General features: G+C 71.9%; 18 protein-coding genes and 1 pseudogene. 7 read left to right on the top strand and 12 right to left on the bottom strand.

Annotated features, from left to right (window positions below; genetic code table 11):
• Positions 1–2: 2 nt before the first annotated feature.
• Positions 3–217, top strand: a pseudogene (locus tag IE330_RS39175) (IS5/IS1182 family transposase); the annotation flags it as partial.
• Between the two features lie 42 nt (positions 218–259).
• Here IE330_RS39175 and IE330_RS23755 read toward each other — a convergent pair.
• From IE330_RS23755 to IE330_RS23740, 5 genes are all read right to left on the bottom strand, one after another.
• The gene (locus IE330_RS23755; RefSeq protein WP_229925872.1) at positions 260–586 is read right to left on the bottom strand and encodes a hypothetical protein; all 327 of its coding nucleotides are present in this window, start codon (positions 584–586) and stop codon (positions 260–262) included.
• Between the two features lie 194 nt (positions 587–780).
• Positions 781–1,299, bottom strand: coding sequence for a SixA phosphatase family protein (locus tag IE330_RS23750; RefSeq protein WP_190138127.1), 519 nt, complete (start codon positions 1,297–1,299; stop codon positions 781–783).
• Between the two features lie 131 nt (positions 1,300–1,430).
• Positions 1,431–1,649, bottom strand: a complete 219-nt coding sequence (locus tag IE330_RS23745) for a hypothetical protein (RefSeq protein WP_190138126.1) — start codon at positions 1,647–1,649, stop codon at positions 1,431–1,433.
• A 262-nt stretch (positions 1,650–1,911) separates the two neighbouring features.
• On the bottom strand, positions 1,912–2,028 hold the full coding sequence (locus tag IE330_RS39730) for an SGM_5486 family transporter-associated protein (protein WP_268257331.1): 117 nt from the start codon (positions 2,026–2,028) through the stop codon (positions 1,912–1,914).
• A gap of 149 nt (positions 2,029–2,177) precedes the next feature.
• The gene (locus IE330_RS23740) at positions 2,178–3,692 is read right to left on the bottom strand and encodes a CynX/NimT family MFS transporter (RefSeq protein WP_229925871.1); all 1,515 of its coding nucleotides are present in this window, start codon (positions 3,690–3,692) and stop codon (positions 2,178–2,180) included.
• Between the two features lie 127 nt (positions 3,693–3,819).
• Between IE330_RS23740 and IE330_RS23735 the strand changes: the two genes are divergently transcribed.
• Positions 3,820–4,503, top strand: coding sequence for a FadR/GntR family transcriptional regulator (locus tag IE330_RS23735; protein ID WP_190138124.1), 684 nt, complete (start codon positions 3,820–3,822; stop codon positions 4,501–4,503).
• A 76-nt stretch (positions 4,504–4,579) separates the two neighbouring features.
• Here IE330_RS23735 and IE330_RS23730 read toward each other — a convergent pair whose 3' ends face one another.
• The 3 genes from IE330_RS23730 to fabG form a co-directional block, all read right to left on the bottom strand.
• The gene (locus IE330_RS23730) at positions 4,580–4,945 is read right to left on the bottom strand and encodes a hypothetical protein (RefSeq protein WP_190138123.1); all 366 of its coding nucleotides are present in this window, start codon (positions 4,943–4,945) and stop codon (positions 4,580–4,582) included.
• A gap of 156 nt (positions 4,946–5,101) precedes the next feature.
• The gene (fabI, locus tag IE330_RS23725; protein ID WP_190138122.1) at positions 5,102–5,875 is read right to left on the bottom strand and encodes an enoyl-ACP reductase FabI; all 774 of its coding nucleotides are present in this window, start codon (positions 5,873–5,875) and stop codon (positions 5,102–5,104) included.
• Between the two features lie 4 nt (positions 5,876–5,879).
• Entirely contained in the window at positions 5,880–6,599 is a 720-nt protein-coding gene (fabG, locus tag IE330_RS23720; RefSeq protein WP_190138121.1) for a 3-oxoacyl-[acyl-carrier-protein] reductase, read from the bottom strand.
• A gap of 243 nt (positions 6,600–6,842) precedes the next feature.
• On the opposite strand from fabG, the gene IE330_RS23715 reads away from it, so the two are divergent.
• From IE330_RS23715 to tyrS, 3 genes are all read left to right on the top strand, one after another.
• Positions 6,843–8,366, top strand: a complete 1,524-nt coding sequence (locus tag IE330_RS23715) for a TldD/PmbA family protein (protein WP_190138120.1) — start codon at positions 6,843–6,845, stop codon at positions 8,364–8,366.
• Positions 8,363–9,766 (top strand): metallopeptidase TldD-related protein, encoded by a 1,404-nt coding sequence (locus IE330_RS23710; protein WP_190138119.1) that lies wholly within the window; start codon positions 8,363–8,365, stop codon positions 9,764–9,766. The genes IE330_RS23715 and IE330_RS23710 overlap by 4 nt, the downstream gene beginning before the upstream one ends.
• A gap of 97 nt (positions 9,767–9,863) precedes the next feature.
• On the top strand, positions 9,864–11,129 hold the full coding sequence (gene tyrS / locus IE330_RS23705; protein ID WP_190138118.1) for a tyrosine--tRNA ligase: 1,266 nt from the start codon (positions 9,864–9,866) through the stop codon (positions 11,127–11,129).
• A 188-nt stretch (positions 11,130–11,317) separates the two neighbouring features.
• Here tyrS and IE330_RS23700 read toward each other — a convergent pair whose 3' ends face one another.
• Complete coding sequence (locus IE330_RS23700) at positions 11,318–11,599, bottom strand: GlsB/YeaQ/YmgE family stress response membrane protein (RefSeq protein WP_190138117.1); 282 nt, start codon at positions 11,597–11,599, stop codon at positions 11,318–11,320.
• Between the two features lie 215 nt (positions 11,600–11,814).
• Here IE330_RS23700 and IE330_RS23695 point away from each other — a divergent pair, with 215 nt between their 5' ends.
• Positions 11,815–12,204 carry a DUF3099 domain-containing protein gene (locus tag IE330_RS23695; protein WP_190138116.1) on the top strand — a complete coding sequence of 130 codons (390 nt, stop codon included), beginning with the start codon at positions 11,815–11,817 and terminating at the stop codon, positions 12,202–12,204.
• Positions 12,205–12,382: 178 nt separating this feature from the next.
• Complete coding sequence (locus tag IE330_RS23690) at positions 12,383–12,601, top strand: hypothetical protein (RefSeq protein ID WP_190138115.1); 219 nt, start codon at positions 12,383–12,385, stop codon at positions 12,599–12,601.
• Positions 12,602–12,614: 13 nt separating this feature from the next.
• Here the strand turns inward: IE330_RS23690 and moaA are convergent, their stop codons facing one another.
• The 3 genes from moaA to IE330_RS23675 all read right to left on the bottom strand — a co-directional run bounded on the left by moaA (position 12,615) and on the right by IE330_RS23675 (position 15,786).
• Complete coding sequence (moaA, locus tag IE330_RS23685; protein WP_229925870.1) at positions 12,615–13,616, bottom strand: GTP 3',8-cyclase MoaA; 1,002 nt, start codon at positions 13,614–13,616, stop codon at positions 12,615–12,617.
• 161 nt (positions 13,617–13,777) lie between these two features.
• On the bottom strand, positions 13,778–15,421 hold the full coding sequence (locus IE330_RS23680) for a monocarboxylic acid transporter (RefSeq protein ID WP_190138114.1): 1,644 nt from the start codon (positions 15,419–15,421) through the stop codon (positions 13,778–13,780).
• Positions 15,418–15,786: a DUF485 domain-containing protein gene (locus tag IE330_RS23675; RefSeq protein WP_190138144.1), complete on the bottom strand. Its 369-nt coding sequence runs from the start codon at positions 15,784–15,786 to the stop codon at positions 15,418–15,420. The genes IE330_RS23680 and IE330_RS23675 overlap by 4 nt, the downstream gene beginning before the upstream one ends.
• Positions 15,787–16,459 lie beyond the last annotated feature (673 nt).

The raw sequence follows: 16,459 nt of genomic DNA, 5'->3' as shown, positions 1-16,459 counted from the left end.
CCCTGATCGCTCGACGCGGCACCGAACACGGCTCTGGACTCGGCACTCAACGCTGGGGGGCGAGCGTGCCCTCGCCCACCCGTACTGGTTCCGCCGACTGCGGATCCGCTGGGGGATTCGCGACGACACCCGCGAAGCCTTCCTCGCCCTCGGATGCGCACTCATCTGCTGGCGCCGCCTGTCACAGCAGGTCCGAGCCCTCGCGCTCTCGCAATAGCCATTCCCTGACCGACGGAGCACGATCGAGCAGCTGGCTGACCTACATGCCTTCTTCGCCTGAGGAGACCCTCGGCAGCGGAGTGAAGTCGTCGGGAAGCACATCCAGCATGCTCACCACGCGGTCTCCCGTACGCAGAGTGATCAACAGCTCGCACCGCAGCTGGCGTGGAACGTCCGGGCGGTGGGCCAGGCAGTGCCACAGGGCCGGCCACAGGTAGTGGGCTCCGTCGGGCGCCGCATGCGCTTGCACCCACGCCGGGTCCAACCGCTGGCTCAGGCCGAGGTCATACGCACGCTCCTCCAGCCTGAACAACGAGGCTGAATCGATGACCTTCACCTCGCGAGGCAGTGGCTGGTCGATGGGCATCGCCCCATACTGCCCGACGACACTTCATGCCCGGCAGCCGTCCCCAGACAGTCATTTCGTTAGGGGTTCTTCGCCCTGCGACGGACCGCGACCCTGCCGAGCAGCCGCCCCCGGCCCGCGGCCGGGCCCCGCCCGCACACGGGCCCGGCACCCCCTCGGTGCCGGGCCCTCCGCTCGGTCGACGGGTCGTGCTGCTACTCGGACGGCGCCCAGTAGTCCACCAGCGTGGCCGTGCCGGGCTCCAGCGCCTTCCACGAGCCGGTGTGCGTGAGGACGGCGAACGCCGAGGTCGGGAAGCCCCGGCGGTTCATCCGCACCTGCGCGTCGCCCTCGGCCTCGCCCGCGAGGATGTCCGCGAGGCCGTGGACGCCGGGGTTGTGGCCGATGAGGATCAGGTCGCGCACGTCGTCGGGGGTTTCGTTGAGCACGGCGATCAGCTCGCCGGGTGAGGCTTCATAGACCCGCTCCTCGTACACCGTGCGCGGGCGCTGCGGGAGTTCCTGGACGGCGAGCTTCCAGGTCTCGCGGGTCCTGACGGCGGTCGAGCACAGGGCCAGGTCGAAGGCGATTCCGGTGTCGGCGAGTTTGCGGCCGGCGACGGGGGCGTCCTTGCGGCCGCGCTCGGCGAGCGGGCGCTCGTGGTCGGCCACCTCGGGCCAGTCGGCCTTCGCATGTCGGAAAAGGACAATCCTGCGGGGTTCTGCGACGCTCATGCGTCCCAGCTTCGCATGAAACACGCCACGGGGCGCAGGGAGTTGGCGGGGTCGGCCGCCCTGGGTGACGGGGCGTCCACCAGGTGACTCCGCGGTCTCGCGCCCGGTCACGGCCCGCCGGGGCCCGGTCGTCAGATGGCGGCGAGGAGGGCTCGCACGCGCTCCAGGAGGTGGGTGACGACGGGCTCACTGCTCGCGGCGTGCGCGTCCGCGGGGTTCAATATCAGCAGGAGCAGGGCCGCGAAGGCGACCGCGGGCAGGGCGATGGCCCACCAGGGAAGCTGGATCTCGACCGCGGCCGGTTCCGTCCGGTCCGCCGGGTCGCGTCGGGTGTGCGCACGGGCCGACATGCCGCCTCCAGGATCTTTCGAGTGCTGCGGGCCGCGTCGTCGCGGCCACATCTCGAAGGTACGGAGTGCGCGACCCTCAGCACATCCGGTGATCCACCCACTTAACCCTGACACTGACCCCCTAGGGGATGGTGGGGCTAGCACCACCATCCCGCCGGGTCGCAGCACGGGTCCGAGTACGGAAGGGACCGGGAGAGAGCGGGAGTGGCAAGGGGGCCGTCAGCGGCTCACGGCTAGCCACGGCTCACAGGGACGCCACGGCTCACGGCGACGCCACGGACGCGATGATCCCGATGAGCACGGTGATGGCCAGCATCGCGCCGAGCACGATGAACAGTTTCTTCTGGCCGTTCTGGGGGTTCGGGTCGAGCACTGGCATGCCGCAAGTCTCGCACCCCTCGCCCCGTGGCCGGGCCGCGGGGTCGGCGGGCGTCCGCCTCGGGACGGGCGGGAGCCCCGCGGGGAGCGGGTCCCACCGGTCCCCGCCCCGGCGGGGGCGGGAGACGGGGACCCGTCCCGCGAGCCGGGTCAGGCCGTGGCCGTGGCCCGCGCCGCCACCTCGTCCTCGATCGTGCGGTCGCGGCCCGCCAGGAAGCCGACGGCGATCTGCGGCACCATCAGGCCCGCCATGAGCGCGAGCGGCAGGCCCCAGCCGCCGCTGTGCTGGTAGAGCACGCCCACCAGGAGCGGGCCCGGGATGGAGATCAGGTAGCCCGTGCTCTGCGCGAAGGCGGAGAGCTTGGCCACGCCTGCGCTGCTCCGGGCCCGCATGCCCACCATCGTGAGGGCGAGCGGGAACGCGCAGTTGGAGATGCCGCACAGCAGCGCCCACGCCCAGGCGCCACCCGCCGGGGCGAGGTACAGGCCCGCGTACCCGGCGAGGCCGCAGGCGCCGAGGACAATCACGACGGGGCCCTGGTGGGGCAGGCGGGTGGCGACGCGCGGGATGACGAAGGCCAGCGGCACGCCCATGGCCATCGTGACGGCGAGCAGCACGCCCGCCTCGCCCGCCGGCACCCCGGCGTCCCGGAAGATCTGCGGCAGCCAGCCCATGGTGATGTACGCGGCGGTGGCCTGGAGGCCGAAGAAGCAGGCCAGTGCCCAGGCGGTGCGGCTGTGGGTGATGCGCATCGCGGGTTCCTCCGGCCGGGCGGCAGCCCGACCCGACCCGGCGGCGGCCGACCCAGTGCCGATCGACCCGCCGATCGACCCAGTGCCTGCCGAAGCGGTGCCTGCCGAAGCGGTGGCGGCCGGTTCGGCGCCGCGCTCGCGCACCAGCGGCAGCCACGGTACGACGGCGACGACCGCGACCACGGCCCACAGGGCGAGTCCGGTGCGCCAGCTACCGCCGAGGGCGTCGGTCAGCGGCACCGTGAGCGCGGCGGCCAGGGAGGTGCCGAGCGCGAGGGCCATCGAGTAGAGCCCGGTCATCGAGCCGACCCGGTCGGGGAACCAGCGCTTGACGATCACCGGCATCAGGACGTTGCTCACGGCGATGCCCATGAGGGCGAACGCGGTGGCGGCCAGGAACCCCGCGGTGCCGCCCACGAAGGGGCGTATCAGCAGGCCCGTGGCGATCGCGGCCATGCCCGCGCAGACCACCGCGCCCGCGCCGAAGCGCCGGGACAGGCGGGGGGCCTGGCTGCCGAAGAGCGCGAAGCACAGCGGCGGCACGGAGGTGAGCAGCCCCGCGAGGGTGCCGCTCATGCCGAGGCCGTCCCGCACCTCTTCGAGGAGTGCGCCGAGGCTGGTGATGGCGGGCCGCAGGTTGAGGGCGGCGAGGACGATGCCGACGACGACCAGGCGTGTCGCCCACGCGCGCGTGGCGGCCGGTCGGCCCGGCTCCACCGGCGTACGCCCGGCGCCGCGCGCCGCTTCGGCGTCCTTCACGCCGACCGCGCCCCCGGAGCTCGCGGAGCTCGCGGAAGCCGCCGAACCCGTGGCAGCCGCCGAACCCCCGGTACACGTACCGCCATCGGAACCGGTGACAGCACCAGCCCTGGTCCCGGTACCAACCGGTCCCGTCGGCGGCGTCGTCAACATTGCGGGCGTCGTCGGCGCTGTCCTCGCGCGTGTCGTCCGGTCTTCCTCACTCACCATGAGAACCATCATAGAATCATGGGATGATTGGTTGTCCAATCCTCAACGAGGTCCTTGACGAGGGAACGCCATGCCGTTGACCACCCCGCGCCGCTCCGCGCTCTCCGAGCAGGTCATCGCCGCCCTGCGCAACCAGATCTCGTCGGGCGAGTGGCCGGTCGGCTCGCGCATCCCCACCGAGCCGGAGCTGGTCGAGCAGCTCGGCGTGGCCAGGAACACGGTCCGCGAGGCCGTGCGCGCCCTCGCCCACAACGGGCTGCTGGACATCCGGCAGGGCTCGGGCACCTACGTGGTCGCGACCAGCGAGCTGGCCGGTGTGATGCAGCGCAGGTTCGCCGACGCCAACCCGCGGCACATCGCGGAGCTGCGGGCCACGCTGGAGTCCAGCGCCGCGAAGCTCGCGGCCGAGCGGCGTACCGCGCGCGACCTCAGGCAACTGGACACGCTGCTCGCGCGCCGCGAGGAGGCCTGGGGGTCGGGGGACGCGGAGGCGTTCGTGACGGCCGACGCCACCTTGCACATGGCGGTCGTGGCCGCGTCCCACAACGACGTGCTGATCGCCCTGTACGCGGACCTGGGCGAGGTCCTGCGGGACTGGCTGCGCGACGACATCGGTACGGAGCTGACGCCGGAGGCCTACATGGACCACGGCCGCCTGGTCGAGGCGATCCGCGCGCAGGACGCGGACGCGGCGGCCACCGAGGCGGCGAGCTACCCGTACCTGTGCCACCGGGAGCGGCCGGTCACCGGCTGAGACACCCCTGCCGACCACGGCCCCGGCCCCGGCCCCGGCCCCGACACGAGCACCGGGGCACCGGGCAGCACCAGGATCACCGCTGGTGGCTGATCCACACCCCCCGGACCTCCTTCCAGCAGCGGCCCGTGAGCCGCACCGTCATGGCGGGTCCGGCCGCGACCGGGCGGCTGTCGCTGTCGATGTCCCACCACCGGTCGCACTCGATGTGCAGCCGCACGCGGTCGGTCTCGGGGTAGGGGTTGTGGCAGTACGCGACGACGTGGGAGGCCACGACGCTGCTGCGGCACTCCGCGCCGAACGGCCGGTCCTGCCCCGTCGGCCGCGGGTCCGGCCGGGCGGCTCCCCGCGCCCGCTCACCGGCGGCGTACGACACGGCGTCGTACGGCAGGGCGAGCAGCAGGGCGAGGGCGGCGAGCGCCGCACCAGGGGACCAGCGCACATCTCAGGATGAGCGGCCGAGGGCTGCCGCCGCCCGGCCGGACGGGCCGAACGGGCGACGCCCCGCCCCCGCGCGCTGCGGGGACGGGGCGTCGGCACCGTACGGAAGGGGCGCTCAGGCCCCCGTCGTGCGGGGGCGCTCAGGCACTCATGTCGCTCAGGCGCCCATCATGTGCACGCCGCCGTCGACGTGGATGATCTCGCCCGTGGTCTTCGGGAAGAAGTCCGAGAGCAGCGCCACGACGCCGCGGCCCGCGGGCTCCGGGTCGGCCATGTCCCAGGCGAGCGGGGAGCGGGTGTCCCACACCTTGGCGAGCTCACCGAAGCCCGGGATGGACTTGGCGGCCATGGAGCCGATCGGGCCCGCGGAGATGAGGTTGCAGCGGATGTTGCGGGGGCCCAGGTCGCGCGCCAGGTAGCGGTTGGTGGCCTCCAGGGCGGCCTTGGCCGGGCCCATCCAGTCGTACTGCGGCCAGGCGAACTGCGCGTCGAAGGTCATGCCGACGACCGAGCCGCCCTGCTCCTCGGGCATCAGCGGCAGGCAGGCCATGGTCAGCGACTTCAGGGAGTACGCCGAGACGTGCATGGCCGTGGCGACGGACTCGAACGGCGTGTTCAGGAAGTTGCCGCCGAGGGCGTCCTGCGGGGCGAAGCCGATGGAGTGGAGCAGGCCGTCGAGGCCGCCCAGCTCCGCGCGGACGACGTCCTCCAGGCGCCCGAGGTGCTCCTCGTTGGTCACGTCGAGCTCGATGACCTTGGTGGGCTTGGGCAGCTTCTTCGCGATGCGCTCGGTGAGCGTGGGCCGCGGGAAGGCGGTCAGGATGATCTCGGCACCCTGCTCCTGCGCGATCTTGGCCGCGTGGAAGGCGATGGAGGACTCCATCAGCACACCCGTGATCAGGATGCGCTTGCCGTCGAGAATTCCGCTCATGTGATCAGTGACCCATGCCCAATCCGCCGTCAACCGGGATGACGGCTCCAGTGATGTACGAGGCGTCGTCCGAGGCGAGGAAGCGCACCGTGGCGGCGATCTCCTCGGGCTGCGCGTAACGGCCGAGCGGCACCTGGGACACGATGCCCGCGCGCTGCTCCTCGGTGAGCACCTGGGTCATGTCGGTGTCGACAAAACCGGGCGCGACGACGTTGAAGGTGATGTTGCGCGACCCGAGCTCCCGGGCGAGCGAGCGCGCGAAGCCGACCAGACCGGCCTTGGAGGCGGCGTAGTTCGCCTGGCCCGCCGAGCCGAGCAGGCCGACGACGGAGGAGATCAGGACGACGCGGCCCTTCTTGGCGCGCAGCATGCCGCGGTTGGCCCGCTTCACGACGCGGAAGGTGCCGGTGAGGTTGGTGTTGAGGACGGACGTGAAGTCCTCCTCCGACATGCGCATCAGGAGCTGGTCCTTGGTGATGCCCGCGTTCGCGACGAGCACCTCGACGGGGCCGTGCTTCTCCTCGACCTCCTTGTAGGCCTGCTCCACCTGCTCGGCGTCGGTGATGTCGCACTTGACGGCGAGGACACCGGCCGCGGTGAGGTCCTTGGGCGGCTCACCCGAGCGGTAGGTGATCGCGACCTGGTCGCCGGCGTCGGCGAACGCGCGGGCGATGGCGAGGCCGATGCCCCGGTTTCCTCCGGTGACGAGAACCGAGCGGCTCAACGGATCACCCTTCTCCTTGACGGTGTGGTCACCCGAGAACTTATCGGTCCTGTGCGCGATACGGAGAATCGGCGACCGACAGTGGCGCAGATGACTCGCTGTCGGATCCCTACAGAAAGGTATGGCCGAGCGGCCGTGCGACAGGCGATGATCGGACGTGACCGGTGCCCGGGTCGGGCCGTGGACCGGAGCCGACGGCGGCGGACCGGCGCCGACCACCGATGACAGCAGGGAGACAAGTCCGTGCCTCATACGATCGATGCAGCCTTCACGGCGCTGCCGTTGCGGGCGCTCGCCGACGCGGCGCTGGCCCGCGCGCGGGCGCTGGGCGCCGAGCACGCGGACTTCCGCCTGGAGCGGGTGCGCAGCGCCTCCTGGCGGCTGCGGGACGCCAAGCCCGCGGCGTCCCTGGACACCACGGACCTGGGGTACGCGGTGCGGGTCGTGCACGGCGGCGCCTGGGGGTTCGCCTCCGGCGTGGACCTGACGATGGACGCGGCGGCGCGGGTCGCGTCCCAGGCGGTGGCGATGGCGAAGCTGTCGGCGCAGGTCATCAAGGCGGCCGGATCCGATGAGCGGGTCGAGCTGGCGGACGAGCCGGTGCACGCGGACAAGACGTGGGTGTCGTCGTACGAGATCGACCCGTTCTCGGTGCCGGACGAGGAGAAGACGGGGCTGCTCGCGGAGTGGAGCGGCCGGCTCCTGGCCGCCGACGGGGTCGCGCACGTGGACGCCTCGCTGCTCACCGTGCACGAGAACAAGTTCTACGCCGACACCGCGGGCACGGTCACCACGCAGCAGCGCGTGCGGCTGCACCCGCAGCTCACGGCGCACGCCGTGGACGAGGCGAGCGGCGAGTTCGACTCGATGCGGACCATCGCGCCGCCGGTCGGCCGCGGCTGGGAGTACCTGACCGGCACGGGCTGGGACTGGGAGGCCGAGCTGGCGCGGCTGCCGGAGCAGTTGGCCGAGAAGATGCGCGCCCCGAGCGTCGAGCCGGGCCGGTACGACCTGGTGGTCGACCCCTCGAACCTGTGGCTGACGATCCACGAGTCCGTCGGCCACGCCACGGAGCTCGACCGCGCCCTCGGCTACGAGGCGGCGTACGCGGGCACGTCGTTCGCGACCTTCGACCAGCTCGGCAAGCTCGCGTACGGCTCGTCGCTGATGAACGTCACCGGTGACCGGACGGCCGAGCACGGCCTGGCGACGATCGGGTACGACGACGAGGGCGTGGCCGCGCAGTCCTGGGACCTGGTGAAGGACGGCACCCTGGTCGGCTACCAACTGGACCGGCGCATCGCGAAGCTCACCGGCTTCGAGCGCTCCAACGGCTGCGCGTACGCCGACTCCCCGGCGCACGTGCCGGTGCAGCGCATGGCGAACGTCTCGCTGCTGCCGGACCCGGCGGGCTCCTCCACCGAGGACCTGATCGGCGGGGTCGAGCGGGGCATCTACGTCGTGGGCGACCGGTCCTGGTCCATCGACATGCAGCGGTACAACTTCCAGTTCACCGGCCAGCGCTTCTACCGGATCGAGAACGGGCGGCTCGCCGGGCAGCTCCGCGACGTCGCCTACCAGGCCACCACCACCGACTTCTGGGGGTCGATGAAGGCCGTCGGCGGCCCGGAGACGTACGTCCTGGGCGGTGCCTTCAACTGCGGCAAGGCCCAGCCCGGCCAGGTCGCCGCGGTCTCCCACGGCTGCCCCTCCGCCCTCTTCCAGGGCGTCACCATCCTCAACACGACGCAGGAGGCCGGGCGATGAGCGCGCGGACGAACGGTACGACCAAGCCGCACGAGATCGTCGAGCGGGCCCTGGAGCTGTCCACCGCCGACGGCTGCGTGGTGATCGCCGACGAGCGGTCCACGGCGAACCTGCGCTGGGCGGGCAACGCGCTGACCACCAACGGCGTCACCCGGGGCCGCACCCTCACGGTGATCGCCACCGTCGAGGGGTCGCGGGGCACCGCGTCGGGCGTGGTGTCCCGCTCGGCGGTCACCGCCGACGACCTGGAGCCGCTGGTGCGGGCCGCCGAGGCCGCCGCCCGCGCGGCCGGGCCCGCCGAGGACGCCCAGCCCCTGGTGACGGGCGCCCCGGCCGCGCCGGACTTCACGGACGCGCCCGCCGAGACGTCCTCGGCGGTGTTCGCGGACTTCGCGCCCGCCCTCGGCGAGTCCTTCGCCCGTGCCCGCGCGGGCGGCCGGGAGCTGTACGGCTTCGCCAACCACGAGCTGACCACCAGCTATCTGGGCACGTCGACGGGGCTGCGGCTGCGCCACGACCAGCCGACCGGCACGCTGGAGCTGAACGCGAAGTCCCCCGACCGCACCCGCTCGGCGTGGGCGGGGCGCGCGACGCGGGACTTCAAGGACGTGGACCCGGGCGCGCTCGACGAGGACCTCGCCCGGCGCCTGGCCTGGGCCCAGCGGCGCGTGGACCTGCCCGCGGGGCGGTACGAGACGCTGCTGCCGCCGACCGCGGTCGCGGACCTGCTGATCTACCAGCTCTGGTCGTCGGCGGCCCGGGACGCGGCGGAGGGCCGTACGGTCTTCTCCAAGCCGGGCGGCGGCACCCGCGTCGGGGAGCGGCTCACCGAGCTGCCGCTGACGCTGCGCAGCGACCCGATGGAGCCGGGCCTGGAGGCGGCGCCGTTCGTGCTGGCGCACGCCTCGGGCGACGACGCCTCGGCCTTCGACAACGGCCTTCCGCTCGGGCCCACCGACTGGATGCGCGACGGCGAGCTGAAGCGCCTGATCACGACCCGGCACAGCGCCGCCCTGACCGGCCTGCCGGTGGCCCCGGCGATCGACAACCTGATCCTGGAGGGCGGCTCCGGCCGCTCCCTGGACGAGATGGTCGCGGCCACCGGGCGGGGCCTGCTGCTGACCTGCCTGTGGTACATCCGCGAGGTCGACCCGGCGACGCTGCTGCTCACGGGGTTGACCAGGGACGGCGTGTACCTGGTGGAGAACGGCGAGGTGGTCGGCGAGGTGAACAACTTCCGGTTCAACGAGTCGCCCGTGGACCTGCTGGCGCGGGCCACCGAGGCGGGCCGCACGGAGGCGACGCTGCCGCGCGAGTGGGGCGACTACTTCACCCGGGCGGCCATGCCCGCGCTGCGGGTGCCGGATTTCAATATGAGTTCGGTCAGCCGGGGCGTATAACCTCGGACACTGCACCTGGTCGGTGCACGGCGGACCGGCAGCGCCGCTGTCGGTGCCCGGCCGCCGGCCGACATCATTCCCAAGGAGACACGAGACCGTGACGGACATCGTCGACGAGCTGAAGTGGCGGGGGCTCTTCTCCCAGTCCACCGACGAAGAAGCACTGCGCAAGGCGCTCGCGGACGGTCCCGTCACGTTCTATTGCGGCTTCGACCCGACCGCGGCCAGCCTGCACGTCGGGCACCTGGTGCAGGTCCTGACCGTGCGCCGCCTCCAGCAGGCGGGCCACCGCCCGCTGGCCCTGGTGGGCGGCGCCACCGGCCAGATCGGCGACCCGCGGCCGACGGCCGAGCGGACCCTGAACGACCCGGAGACGGTCGCGAACTGGGTGACCCGGCTGCGGTCGCAGATCGAGCCGTTCCTGTCCTTCGAGGGCGAGAACGCCGCGGTGATGGTGAACAACCTGGACTGGACCGCGGGCATGACCGCGATCGAGTTCCTGCGGGACATCGGCAAGCACTTCCGGGTGAACAAGATGCTCACCAAGGAGTCCGTGGCCCGCCGCCTGGAGTCGCAGGAGGGCATCAGCTACACCGAGTTCAGCTACCAGCTCCTGCAGGGCATGGACTTCCTGGAGCTGTACCGGCGCCACGGCTGCGTGCTCCAGACCGGCGGCTCCGACCAGTGGGGCAACCTCACGGCGGGCATCGACCTGATCCACCGCCTGGAGCCGGAGGCGACGGTGCACGCCGTCGCCACGCCGCTGATGACCAAGGCGGACGGCACCAAGTTCGGCAAGACCGAGGGCGGCGCCGTCTGGCTGGATCCGGAGATGACCACGCCGTACGCGTTCTACCAGTTCTGGTTGAACGTGGACGACCGGGACGTCACCCGCTACCTGCGCATCCTCTCGTTCAAGTCGCGCGAGGAGCTGGAGGAGCTGGAGCGGCAGACCGAGGAGCGCCCGCAGGCGCGGGCAGCGCAGCGCGCGCTCGCCGAGGAGCTGACGACCCTGGTGCACGGCGCCGACCAGTGCGCGGCCGTGATCGCCGCGTCGAAGGCGCTGTTCGGCCAGGGCGAGCTGGCCGACCTGGACGCGGCGACGCTGGCCGCGGCGCTCGGTGAGCTGCCGCGCGTCCAGGTGGCCGAGCCCGGCCCGGTCGTGGACCTGTTCGCCGAGGTCGGCCTGGTGGCGAGCAAGTCGGCCGCCCGGCGCACGGTCAAGGAGGGCGGCGCCTACGTGAACAACGCCAAGGTCACCGCCGAGGACGCCGTCCCGGCCCGCGAGGACCTGCTGCACGGGCGGTGGCTGGTGCTGCGCCGCGGCAAGAAGAACCTGGCCGCGGTGGAGGTCACCGGCTGACCCGGGCCCTGCCGCGCGCACGAGGCCCACGCGCATGAGGGGCCGGTCCCGGAGGACCGGCCCCTCACCCGTGTGTCGGGGGCACCCGTAGGGCAGGGGCGCCTGCGTGTCAGGGGAACCCGTGTGTCAGGAAGCCTGTGTCCGCCGGGACACTCCTGGCTCGGGACACCCGTGTGACGACGGACGGCTCACGTCCTGCGGACTTGTTTCTTCCCCTTGACCGCCGTGTACAGCATGTCGCCGATGGCCACGACGACCACGGCCGCGGCGAGCTGCAACGCGTGCCGGCCCCAGTCGATGCCCTTGGTCTCGTCGATTCCGAACCCGGCGGCGAGCGAGTTGCCGATCACGCCGCCGATGATGCCGAACACGGTCGTCAGCCACAGTGGACTGTGCTGCTTGCCCGGCAGGATCGCCTTGGCGAGCAGACCCAGCACGAAGCCCACGATGATCGCCCACAACCAGCCCATAGCTGCCTCCTCAGACGGCCCGACATGAGCATTACGATCAGTTTCGGCCCATCCGCCGTACGGCGCATGTCGGGCGGGCCCCTACGTGACGCGACGCACCGGCAGGGGCGGCGCGAGGCCGGACCCGGTCTACGCGACTGCGCAGGTGCGGCGTACCGTGGGGAAGGGTCCAGGCCGGGGAGGGCCTGGCATGGACGGGCAGGCGGTGGAGAGTGATGCGGAAGCAGAACGGCGCCCAGGTCTTCCGGATCACAGGGGCCAGGCAGGGCCTCGCGGACGACGTGCGGGGACGGCAGCGGCGGTATGTGATCTCGATGTCCGTGCGCACGGTTTCGGTCATTGCCGCGGCGGTGCTCTGGAACGTGGAACGGCACGTCGCGCTCGTCGCGCTGGTGCTCGGCGTGCTCCTGCCGTACGTCGCGGTGGTGATCGCCAACGCGGGCCGTGAGAACGCTCCCTCGCTGCCGTCGACGTTCGTACCGGCACCGTCGCGGCCCGCGCTGGCCGCCGCGCCGCCGCACGAGCGGAGCGCGGAACCGGCCCCGGAGGACCCCTCCGGCGTGTTCCGCGAGCGGCCGACGGCACCGTCGCGGGACCAGGGCTGACCGACGACGTTCCGCCAAGCTCAAGAAAAGCTCAGATCAATCATGGAGTTCCGGTGCCGGGTGGCCGGTGACCCGTGACATACTTCGTACGCGCTCCGCATCCCCCGTCGGAGCGACAGACCGACGCCGGGCAGCTCCCCCCGTGGCTGCTCGGCGTCGCCGTGTTTGGGATGAAGACGTGACCGACGAAACCCCCGTCTGCTCCGCCAAGGGCTGTCGCGCGGCCGCCGTGTGGGTGCTGGCCTGGAACAATCCGAAGCTGCACACCCCGGAGCGGCGCAAGACCTGGCTGGCCTGCGAGGAGCACCGCGAGCACCTGTCCCAGTTCCTGGGGGTGCGGGGATTCCTCAAGGACGTCGTCACGCTCGACGCGTGGGACGCCGCGCAGGGCTCCTGAGCCGCGCCGCGCCTCAGCCGCCGATCGCCGACATCGGGCGGGCGGGCTGGAGGAAGGCCGGGTCGTCCAGACCGGATCCCGCCTTCTTGCCCCACATCGCGCGCTTCCAGATGCGGGCGATTTCGTCGTCCGTGGCGGCGGCGTCGCCCTCGGCGCGCAGGGCCGCGCGCAGGTCGGTCTCCTCCGTGGCGAACAGGCAGGTGCGGACCTGGCCGTCGGCGGTGAGCCGGGTCCGGTCGCAGGCCGAGCAGAAGGGCCGGGTGACGGAGGCGATCACGCCGACGCGGTGCGGGCCGCCGTCGACCAGCCAGCGCTCGGCGGGCGCGGAGCCGCGCTCGTCGGTGCCCTCGGCGGTGAGGTCGAAGCGGGTGCGCAGCGAGGCGAGGATGTCACCGGCGGTGATCATGCCCTCGCGCTTCCAGCCGTGCTGGGCGTCCAGGGGCATCTGCTCGATGAAGCGCAGTTCGTAGTCGTTCTCGACGGCCCAGGCGAGCAGGTCCGGGGCCTCGTCGTCGTTGAGCCCCGGCATCAGGACCGTGTTGACCTTCACCGGGGTGAGGCCCGCCGCGCGGGCCGCTTCGAGGCCTTCGAGGACGTCGCGGTGGCGGTCCCTGCGGGTGAGGGTCTTGAAGACGTCCGGGCGCAGGGTGTCAAGCGAGACGTTGACCCGGTCCAGGCCCGCGTCCTTGAGGGCCCGCGCGGTGCGCTTGAGGCCGATGCCGTTCGTCGTCAGGGACAGCCGGGGGCGCGGCTCCAGGGCGGCGCAGCGCTCGATGATGGAGACCAGGCCGGGGCGGAGCAGCGGCTCGCCGCCGGTGAAGCGGACCTCCTCGACGCCGAGGCGGGTGACGGCGATCCGGACGAGGCGGACGATCTCGTCGTCGGTGAGCAGGTCGGGTTTGGCCAGCCACTGCAGGCCTTCCTCCGGCATGCAGTACGTACACCGCAGGTTGCACCGGTCGGTCAGTGAAACCCGCAGATCGGTGGCCACGCGGCCGTACGTGTCGATGAGCACGTGGGCCCCCTCCCCGGTCCGGATCGGTGGTGCGTCGCGTCGTACGCCCCTTCGACTCCTGAGCCTACGTGACGCCACTGACACCGACAGAGACCATTTCCACAGGACGGACACGGCCGCGTCGTAGATCCCTACGACGCGGCCGCGCGGTACGGGTGGGGTCAGTGGGCCCCGGTGCCCGTCAGGGAGCGCACCTCGAGCTGGGCGTACTTCTCCTTGTCCGGTTCCTCCTTGGAGAGCAGCGTGCCGAGCCAGCCGAGCAGGAAGCCTACCGGGATGGAGATGAGGCCGGGGTTCTCCAGTGGGAACCAGTGGAAGTCGACGCCCTTGAACATGGAGGTCTTCTCGTTGCCGGAGACCACCGGGGAGAACAGGACGAGGACGACGGCCGTGGTGAGGCCTCCGTAGATGGACCACAGCGCGCCCTGGGTGGTGAACCGCTTCCAGAACAGGCTGTAGAGGATGGTCGGCAGGTTCGCGGACGCGGCGACGGCGAAGGCGAGGGCGACCAGGCCGGCCACGTTCAGGTCGCGGGCGAGCGCGCCGAGGGCGATGGAGACGATGCCGATGAACACGGTGGCCCAGCGGGCGGCGCGGACCTCCTCCTTCTCGCTGGCCTTGCCCCGCTTGATGACGTTCGCGTAGATGTCGTGCGCGAACGACGAGGACGAGGCGAGGGTGAGGCCCGCGACGACGGCGAGGATCGTGGCGAAGGCGACGGCGGAGATCGTGGCGAGCAGGATCGCGCCCCAGTTGGAGTCGAGGCCGCCCAGATGGAGCGCGAGCAGGGGCGCGGCGGTGTTGCCCGCGGGGTTGGAGTCGGTGATCTCCTTGGGGGAGATGAGCGCGGCGGCGCCGAAGCCGAGGGCGATCGTCATCAGGTAGAAGGCGCCGATGATGCCGATGGCCCAGTTCACGGACTTCCGCGCGGCCTTGGCCGTGGGCACCGTGTAGAAGCGGATGAGGATGTGCGGCAGGCCCGCGGTGCCGAGCACCAGGGCGATGCCGAGGGAGATGAAGTCCAGCTTGGACGTGGCGGTGGCGCCGTACTTGAGGCCGGGCTCCAGGAACGGCGTGCCCTTGCCGCTCTTCTCGGCGGCCGCGCCGAGCAGGTCGGAGATGTTGAAGTCGAACTTCAGCAGCACCAGGAAGGTGAGGAGCAGCGCGCCCGCGATGAGCAGGACGGCCTTGACCATCTGCACCCAGGTGGTGCCCTTCATGCCGCCGATGGTGACGTACACGATCATCAGGACGCCGACGAGCGCGACGATGGCGACCTTGCCGCCGTCGCTGGTGATGCCGAGGAGCAGCGAGACGAGGACGCCCGCGCCCGCCATCTGCGCGAGCAGGTAGAAGATCGACACGACGATGGTGGAGGTGCCCGCGGCGGTGCGCACGGGGCGCTGGCGCATCCGGAAGGCGAGGACGTCGCCCATGGTGTAGCGGCCGGAGTTGCGCAGCGGTTCGGCGACGAGGAGCAGCGCCACCAGCCAGGCGACCAGGAAGCCGATGGAGTACAGGAAGCCGTCGTAGCCGAAGAGGGCGATGGCGCCGGCGATGCCGAGGAAGGACGCGGCGGACATGTAGTCGCCGGAGACGGCGAGGCCGTTCTGGAAGCCGGTGAACTGGCGTCCGCCGGCGTAGAAGTCGGCGGCGCTCTTGGTCTGGCGGCCGGCCCACACGGTGATGACGAGGGTGGCGACGACGAAGACCGCGAACAGCGTGATGATCAGCGGCCGGTGCTCGCTCGCCTCGTTGGCGGCGAGCACGGTGGCGTGGGTGTCGGCGAGGGCCGGGGTGTTCATGCGCCGCCCTCCATCCGGGACTTGATGGCCTCGGCCCGCGGGTCGAGCTTGGCGGCGGCGTGGCGCGCGTACCACCAGGCGATGAGGAAGGTGGTGAGGAACTGGGCCAGGCCGAGCACGAACGCGACGTTGATGTTGCCGAACAGCTTGGTGCCCATGAAGCCGCCGGCGTAGTTCGACAGCAGGACGTAGCCGAGGTACCAGGCGATGAACGCGACCGTGAGCGGGAACGCGAACGAGCGGTGAGCGGCCCGCAGTTCGGCGAACTCCGGGCTCTGCTGCACCGCGACGTACTCCTGCGCGGAGGGGGCCGGGGGCACGGGTTCTGCGCCGTCCTTCGGTGGCGGCGGTGCGTCGGGGGCCACGGAGTCTCCTCGTGGTGCGGGGGCGGTGGGGACGGTCGGGTCGGGTGGGGTGGCGTCGGCCGGCGCCGGGGTGGCAGTCGGGGCCGTGGCGGCGGCCGGTGCGGGGTCGGCGGGGGTGGACAGGTCGGAAGCGGTGCGGTCCATGCGCTGCGTACATGCTCTCTGTGCGTGCCGCGGCGTGACGCGTGGCGCCGCGCCGCGAGGTGCCTGACGTGACGCGGATCACGTGGGCCGCGGTTGGTGATGCTAAGCCCAGGGGACGTGATCCGACAGGGGGTTGATGTTGGTTCCGTCCGCTGTTCAACGTCGCGGCGGCGCGCCAGGAGCGGCTCGAAAGGCCGCTTTCCCCGCTTTCTTCACGAAGTCATTGCTGGCCCGGGAGTCCTGGGGATAGCTTCACCCCTGCACACCCAGTCATGCACCTGGCATTACCCCTCATGCGTCTGCCCGAGCACCCGCAGTGTTCGGGCAGTTCCGTATCCGGATGATGTGGAGACCCCATGGCTCATCTGCACTCCTTCCGCACGTCAGGTCCCTCCCGCACGTCAGGTTCCTCCCGCACCAGACGTCTCACCCTCGCCCTGCCGCTCGGCGTCGCCCTCGCCGCCACGGTCGGGTTCGCGCCGGGCGCCGCGACGGCGGCCCCGTCCGACGCGCCCGCCGGCCCCGCCCG

Source organism: Streptomyces longispororuber (assembly GCF_014656095.1).
Lineage (GTDB): Bacteria > Actinomycetota > Actinomycetes > Streptomycetales > Streptomycetaceae > Streptomyces > Streptomyces longispororuber.
This window is presented reverse-complemented; position numbering and strand designations above follow the sequence as displayed.